The sequence below is a fragment of the Amycolatopsis sp. NPDC059027 genome, assembly GCF_042739735.1.
In the GTDB taxonomy this organism is placed as follows: Bacteria; Actinomycetota; Actinomycetes; order Mycobacteriales; family Pseudonocardiaceae; genus Amycolatopsis.
In genome coordinates, this window is the sequence record NZ_JBHYIK010000050.1 from 1 (window position 1) to 7368 (window position 7368).

General features: G+C 69.8%; 6 protein-coding genes. 2 read left to right on the forward strand and 4 right to left on the reverse strand.

Going from position 1 to position 7368, the window contains the following annotated elements:
* Positions 1-102: 102 nt before the first annotated feature.
* Together ACFWY9_RS29970 and ACFWY9_RS29975 are read right to left on the reverse strand one after the other, a co-directional pair.
* Positions 103-1650 (reverse strand): MFS transporter, encoded by a 1548-nt coding sequence (locus tag ACFWY9_RS29970; RefSeq protein ID WP_378331587.1) that lies wholly within the window; start codon positions 1648-1650, stop codon positions 103-105.
* Between the two features lie 74 nt (positions 1651-1724).
* A complete protein-coding gene (locus ACFWY9_RS29975; RefSeq protein WP_378331588.1) occupies positions 1725-2246 on the reverse strand; it encodes a hypothetical protein in 522 nt (173 codons plus the stop codon).
* A 386-nt stretch (positions 2247-2632) separates the two neighbouring features.
* Between ACFWY9_RS29975 and ACFWY9_RS29980 the strand changes: the two genes are divergently transcribed.
* A complete protein-coding gene (locus ACFWY9_RS29980) occupies positions 2633-4984 on the forward strand; it encodes a penicillin acylase family protein (protein ID WP_378340447.1) in 2352 nt (783 codons plus the stop codon).
* On the opposite strand, the gene ACFWY9_RS29985 is transcribed toward ACFWY9_RS29980, so the two are convergent.
* Complete coding sequence (locus tag ACFWY9_RS29985; protein WP_378331590.1) at positions 4962-5603, reverse strand: CoA transferase subunit B; 642 nt, start codon at positions 5601-5603, stop codon at positions 4962-4964. The genes ACFWY9_RS29980 and ACFWY9_RS29985 overlap by 23 nt on opposite strands.
* Before the next feature lie 2 nt (positions 5604-5605).
* Positions 5606-6310 (reverse strand): CoA transferase subunit A, encoded by a 705-nt coding sequence (locus ACFWY9_RS29990; protein ID WP_378331591.1) that lies wholly within the window; start codon positions 6308-6310, stop codon positions 5606-5608.
* A 160-nt stretch (positions 6311-6470) separates the two neighbouring features.
* On the opposite strand from ACFWY9_RS29990, the gene ACFWY9_RS29995 reads away from it, so the two are divergent.
* A complete protein-coding gene (locus ACFWY9_RS29995; protein ID WP_378340448.1) occupies positions 6471-7235 on the forward strand; it encodes an IclR family transcriptional regulator in 765 nt (254 codons plus the stop codon).
* The last annotated feature ends 133 nt before the right edge of the window (positions 7236-7368 follow it).

The window sequence follows — 7368 nt, forward strand, 5'->3', positions numbered from 1 at the left end:
CTCGATCTATATCTACCCCTCCCTCCCACACTCCCACACGATCCCTCTAACTCCCTCTGTGTGTTATGAAACACCCGCCCCCACGCCAGTCCACAAAGGACGTCAGGTGTCGCGGGTGGCTTGCAGGGCGGCGTCGGAGCGGATGCGCCGCAGGAGCGCCGCCGAGAGCACCGCGGCGACGAGCATGATCGCGGCCCCGGCCAGCCCGGCCACCCGCAGGCCGTCGAGGTAGGCCTCGTTGGCGGCACCGGTCAAGGCGGGGCCGAGGGGATCGGAGAGCCGCCCGGCTATTTCGGCGGCGGCGCCGAGGGTGTCCTTGGCCGCGTGCAGATCCTGGGGCGAGAGCCCGGGCGGCGCGAGTTCGAGCAGCTTGGCACCGTAGACGCCCCAGCCGACGCTGCCCAGCACCGCCATGCCCAGCGCGCCCCCGAACTCGGTGCCGGTCTCCGAAATGGCCGAGGCGGCCCCGGCGCGCTCCGGTGGGGCGGTGGCGATGATCAGGTCGTTCGCCAGCGCCGAAACGATCCCGATGCCGACCGCGATCACGAAGATCGCGGGGATGATCACCGCGAGTCCCGAGCCGATCTCGAGCCAGTTCAGGATCAGCATCCCGGCCGCCGCGATCGCGAGCCCGGCACTGACGACGTAGCCCGGCCGGAACCGGCGCACCGCCGTGGTGGCTACGGTGATGCCGATCGGCATCCCGAGGAAGCCCGGCAGGGACCACAGCGCCGCGACGAGCGGCCGCATCCCGAGGACCACCTGGAGGTACTGCGCGACGAACAGCAGCACACCCATCATCGCGAACGTGGTCAGCGCGTTGGCCGTCACCGACGCGCTGAAGCCGCGTTCGGCGAACAGCCGGACGTCGATCAGCGGATGCGGCCTGCGCTGACGGCGCAGGAAGAACACGCCGACCACGACTCCGACGACGACCGCCGCCACCGGCACCGGGCCGACCCCGTCCGCGGCGATCTTCTTGATGCCGTAGATCACCGGCAGCACCGTGCCGAACGACAGCACCGCGCTCAGCAGGTCGAACCGCCCGGACGCCGGCGCCTTGAACTCGGGCACCAGACGGGGAGCGAGCACGAGCAGCGCCACCATCACCGGCACGTTGATCAGGAACACCGAGCCCCACCAGAAGTGTTCCAGCAGCAGCCCGCCCACGATCGGGCCGAGCGCGCTGCCGCCCGCGAAGCCCGCCGTCCAGATGCCGATCGCGGTCCTGCGCTGTCCGGCGTCGTGGAACATGTTGCGGATCAACGAAAGCGTCGACGGCGCCAGTGTCGAACCGCCGATGCCGAGCAGCGCGCGGGCCGCGATGAGCATCTCCGGATTGGCCGAGTAGGCCGCGACGACGGACGCGGCGCCGAAGAGCGCGGCACCGATCATGAGGAGCTTGCGGCGGCCGATGCGGTCGCCCAGCGTGCCCATGGTGATCAGCAGACCGGCCAGCAGGAAGCCGTAGATGTCGAGTATCCACAGTGTTTCGGTGGCCGACGGCCGCAGATCCGCGCTGAGGAAGGGCAACGCGAAGAACAGCACCGACATGTCCATCGACACGATCACGCCGGTGAGGACCAGCACGCCAAGCCCGGCCCAGGCTCCGGCGGCGGCCTTGGGTGCGGGTTGCGTTGGTTCCACCATACCCGCGGAGTATACGGAAGAATCGTGCGGAGATTATCGGCACGCGTTATTCCCGGCGTGGTACCGGGCATTCGCTAGAACTGCAACCATTGGGTGAACAGCGCGGGGGAGGCGGCGAGCACGCTGAACCGCACCAGCCTGCCGGCGAGTCCCGTCACCAGGAAGGCCGACAGCCGCATGCGCACGAGGCCGGCCAGCAGCGTGGTCGCCATGAGCGGCGGGAGCCCGACCAGCGCGCTGATCCCGTAGGTCCCGTTCATCCACAAAGGATTCCGGACGCAGCGTTCCCGGAGCGCGTCCAGCTTGGCCTTCAGCCACTTCGTCCTGGCACGCAGGTATTCCCGCCACCGTGTGTTCCGCCGCTCCCGGTGCAGGCGCTCGTGCAGGAACCGTGGCAGCCTGATCGATCCGCGCGCCGCGAGGAAGTAGAGCAGCTTCCCGGCGACCTGGCCGACAGCGGCCGCGACGCCGATCGCCAGCCACGGAATCCCCGGCCGGCTCGCCACCAGCCCGATCACGAAGACCTCGATGCTGAAGAACGGGATCACCGCGGACCCGAACGCGATACCCAGGGTCAGCGCCAGCCAGCCGAACATCTCGCCTCCCCGGAATTCGCGTCTTCGACGCTAACAGCCGGAGGCTCGGAAATCGGTAGGGCCAGCCCCCGCATCGCGCTTGCGGAGGGCCCCAGTCCACTCTGCGCTATACCGGATTCACCCTTCCGGGAAAACCCCTATAAGGGTCACCTGATCGGCGTAAGGGCGCGGGAATTGACCGGAGAAATTCGAGAATAGGGGTTGTGTGAGAGGTTTTGTCGTGGTTTACGCGTCGGCCCCCATAGGGGCTGGCGGTCACGCGTCCGGATCCGCTAGACAGCAAACGGAGAATCCGGCCGAACGCGGACGAGGTGAGCAGCATGGCGACGGCAGCCCGTCGTGGGCCCGGGGGCGCTGGCAGGGGCAGGCGCCGATCGTCGAGGGGGGTGCGAGTACGCGCCCTCCTCGCCGTGCTGGTCGGTCTCTGCGGGATGTCCACGGCTCCCGTCGCCGCCGCGGCTCCGGCCGCGGCCTACGAGGTGGCCGGGCTGCGCAAGCCGGTGGACCTGCTGGTCGACAAGTGGGGCGTGCCGCACATCTACGCCGCCGACACCAGCGACCTGTTCTTCGCGCAGGGCTACAACATCGCGCGCGACCGGCTGTTCCAGATCGACACCTGGCGAAGGCGTGGCCTCGGCACGCTCAGCGAGGTCCTCGGACCGTCCTATGTGGACCAGGATCGCGCCGCCCGGCTGTTCCTCTACCGTGGTGACATGGACGCGGAGTGGGCGTCGTACGGGCCGGAAGGCAGACTGGCCGCGACCCGGTTCGCCGAGGGCATCAACGCCTACGTCGACTGGCTGGCCCGCAACCCCTCGGCCGTCCCGCCGGAGTTCGGCAAGCTCGGCTACCGGCCGGCCCGCTGGCGCCCGGAGGACGTGGTGCGCATCCGCACGCATGCCATCGGGGAGAACCTGTCGTGGGAGGTCATCCGCGCGAAGCTGGTCTGCCAGGCGGGTCAGGGCTCGAGCCGTTACCTGCGGAGCCTGCGCCCCGCGCACGAGGCGGTGGTGCCCGCCGGGCTCGACCCGTGCGTGATCCCGGACGACGTGCTGAAGGTGTACAACCTGGCGACCGCCGCGGTTTCCTTCACCGGCAAGGGATTCGAGACCAAGGACATCGCCGACGCCACCACCGGCAGCAACGCGTGGGCGATCGGACCGGGCCGCACCGCGTCGGGACGCCCGATCCTGGCCAACGACCCGCACCGCGGCACCGACGCGCTGCCCTCGGGCCGGTACGTCGCACAGCTTTCCGCGCCGGGCCTGAACCTCGCCGGCGCGGGGGAGCCGTGGAACCCGGGAATCGCCATCGGGCACAACGGGACCATCGCGTTCGGCCTGACCAACCTGCCGATCGACCAGACCGACCTGTACGTCTACGAACTCGACCCGAAGGACCACACCCGCTATCGCTACGGCGACGGCTGGGAGCGGATGACCACGGTCACCGAGACCATCCCGGTGCAGGGCGGCGCGCCGGTCACCCGGGAGCTGGCGTTCACCCGGCACGGCGGGGTCGTCAAGGTCGACGAGGCCGCGCACCGGGCGTTCGCGGTCCGCTCGGCGTGGACGCAACCGGGCAGCTCGGCGTATCTGGGCAGCCTGAACTACCAGCGGGCCAAGAACTTCGGCGAGTTCACCACGGCCATGCAGAAATGGGGCACGCCGGGATCGAACCTGGTGTACGCGGACACGCACGGCGACATCGGTTACGTCCCGGCCGGGCTGACGCCGCGCCGCACCGGCGCGAACTACGACGGCCTGCTGCCCGTCCCCGGCGACGGCCGGTACGAGTGGAACGGTTTCCACGCGAACAGCGAGCTGCCAGGCCAGTACAACCCGGCGTCCGGATTCTTCGCCTCCGCCAACGACTTCAACATCCCGCCGGGTCATCCCGTGGTGTCCAACTACGAATGGCAGCTGCCGTACCGCAAGCAGCGCATCGACGAGCTGATCAGGTCCCATCCCGGCGCGACCGTCGCGGACTCACTGGCGCTGCAGAAGGACGAGAAATCGCTCGTGGCCGGTGAACTGCTCCAGTACCTCCGTGGTCTGTCCTCTTCGGACCCGGACACCGCGAAGGCGCTGGACCTGCTGCGTGGTTACGACGGCGTGGCCTCACTGGATTCGGCGCCCGCGGCGCTGTTCGAGATCTGGATCATGAAGCACCTGCACGCCGCGTGGGCGCACGCGGTGCTGCCCCAAGCCGCCGCGGACACGCTGGCGAACACCATCAACCCCGACTACAGCCTGGTCCTCGCGTCGTTCGCGGATCCGAAGGCGTGGCTGGGCCCGGACGGCGCGGCGGTGCGCGACAAGCTGATCCTGGACACGCTGCCCTCGGCTTTCCGTGAGGTCGCGGGCAAGCTCGGCCCGGACCCGTCGGCCTGGCGCTGGGGCGCGCTGCAGTTCCAGCAGTTCCGGCACCCGCTCGGCGAGCCGAACGTCGGCCCGACCCCGGTCGGCGGCGACTACCACACCGTCCACCCGTCGTTCTTCTTCCCGGCGAACTACCAGCAGATCATCGGCGCAACCTTCAAGATGGCGCTCGACGTCGGCAACTGGAACGGCTCGTCCGCGATCAACGCGCCGGGGCAGTCCGGTGATCCGCGGAGCCCGCACTACCGCGATCTGAACGGACTGTGGGCATCGGGCGGCGCGTTCCCGTTGCTGTACAGCCGGGCCGAGGTCGAGCGCAACCTCGACGTACGGATCAGGCTGCAACCGCCGCGCTGACCGGAGCGGCCGTCTTGTCACGGATCTCTTCCGGTGACACGCCGGGCGCGATCTCGACAAGGCGGAGTCCCGACGGGGTGACGTCGAAGACGGCGAGGTCGGTGATGATCCGGTCCACCACGCCGGCGCCGGTGAGGGGAAGCGTGCACCGCTCGACGATCTTGGGCGTGCCGTCCTTGGCGACGTGGTCGGTGAGGACCACGATGCGCCGCGCCCCGGCGACCAGGTCCATGGCCCCGCCCATGCCCTTGACGAGTGCCCCGGGCACGGTCCAGTTGGCGAGGTCGCCGTTGGCCGCGACCTGGAGCGCGCCAAGGAGGGCGATGTCGATGTGGCCTCCGCGGATCATGCCGAAGGAGGTCGCGGAGTCGAAGAAGCTCCCGCCGGGAGCGAGGGTGACGGTCTGTTTGCCCGCATTGATCAGGTCGGCGTCCTCCTCGCCTTCGGCAGGGAAGGGGCCCAGCCCGAGGATGCCGTTCTCGCTCTGCAAGGTGACTCGGACGCCGTCCGGCACGTGGTTCGCCACGAGGGTGGGAATGCCGATCCCGAGGTTGACGTAGTCGCCGTCGCGCAGCTCGCGGGCGGCGAGGGCGGCCATGTCGTCGCGTGTCCATGCCATGATCACACCGTCGCTTTCGGCCGCAGGGTCAGCTTTTCGATCTCCTTGACGCGCTCCCGTGCCGGCACGAGCCGGTCGACGTACACACCGGGGGTGACGACGACGTCCGGGTCGAGGAAGGTGTCCAGCACGATCTCGGCTTCCGCGACGCTGACGCGGCCGCAGGTCGCGACCAGCGGGTTGAAGTTCCGGGCGGCGTAGCGGTAGGTGAGGTTGCCCGCCGGGTCGGCGGTGTGGGCGTGGACGAGCGCGACGTCGGCGACGATGGCGCGTTCCTGGACGTGGGTCACCCCGTCGAAGTCGGCATGCGGTTTGCCCTCGGCGACCGGGGTCCCGACGCCGGCTCGGGTGTAGAAGGCGGGGATGCCCGCGCCGCCCGCCCGCATCCGTTCGGCGAGCGTGCCCTGGGGGACGAACTCGACCTCGAGGTCGCGGTCGAGGTACTGCTGGGCGAACAGCTTGTTCTCGCCGACGTAGGACGCGATCACCTTGCGTACCTGCCGGTTCTCCAGCAGCAGGCCCAGCCCCTTGCCGTCGACGCCCATGTTGTTGGACACGATGGTCAGGTCGCGGGCCCCGGAGTCGCGAACGGCCTCGATGAGGTCGTTCGGGTTGCCGCTGAGACCGAAACCCCCGACGGCGATGGTGATGCCGTCGGCGAGCACATCGGCGAGTGCCGCGGCGGCGCTGGTGTACCTCGTTGACACGTCATTCTCCCTGTCGGCACTGTCGGCTCAGTGAACGCAGCGATATTCAAGGCCGGGCCGCGATAACCCGTCAATGGCACGGGGTTCGTGGGCGCCGAAGTTCTCGGATGGTGACCGATATCGATGAGGGCGTTCACTCAGTGGACGTAGGATCGTGGTCATGGACACTCCACCGGCGCATGTGACCGGCCGGATCGCCGCCGTGCTGCACGCGGTGTCGGCAGCCCCGGAGCAGGGGGCCTCGACGTCGCAGATCGCGCGGGCGACCGCGCTGGCCCGGCCGACCACGCACCGGCTGCTGACGGCGCTCGCCGACGAGGGCTACGTCGACCGCGACCAGCGCACCGGCCTGTGGTTCCTCGGTCCGGAGCTGTACCTGCTGGGCGAGGTAGCGGCCCGGCGGTACGACGTCACCCAGCACGCACGCGCAGGCGTCCACCGGCTCGCCGCCGCCACCGGGGAGAGCGCTTTCTTCTCCGCCCGCCGCGGCGACGAAACGGTCTGCCTGCTGCGGGAGGACGGGGACTTCCCGATCCGGTCCTTCGTGCTGTACGAGGGGGCGCGGTTCCCGCTCGGCGTGGTCTCGGCGGGGCAGGTCCTGCTGGCGATGCTGCCCGACCGCGAGATCGACGCGTACTTGCGGCGGACCGATCTCGTCGCCCAGTGGGGCCCGGCGCACGCCGTCGGCGCCGTGCGGGAACGCGTGGCGCTCACGCGGGAACTCGGGTACGCGGTCAACCCCGGCCTGGTGGTCGAGGGAAGCTGGGGGATGGCCGCGGCGGTCTTCGACCGGGCGGGCGAACCGGCCTGGGCCCTCACCCTGACCGGCGTGGAGTCCCGCTTCCGGGAAGACCGCCGTCCCGAGCTGGGGGCGCTGTTGCTGAAGGAAGCACACGCCCTGACACGGACCCTCCAGACGCGCTGACGTACGCCGCCAGCCCCAGGGCCAGCGTAATGCCGTCAAGGACTCCATTGGGGCGTGAGGAGCCCGTTATGAGTCCGTTTAGGGGGTTTTTGGGGTTTTGGGCCCGGGGTGGGGGGGGGTGGTCGTGGCGGGG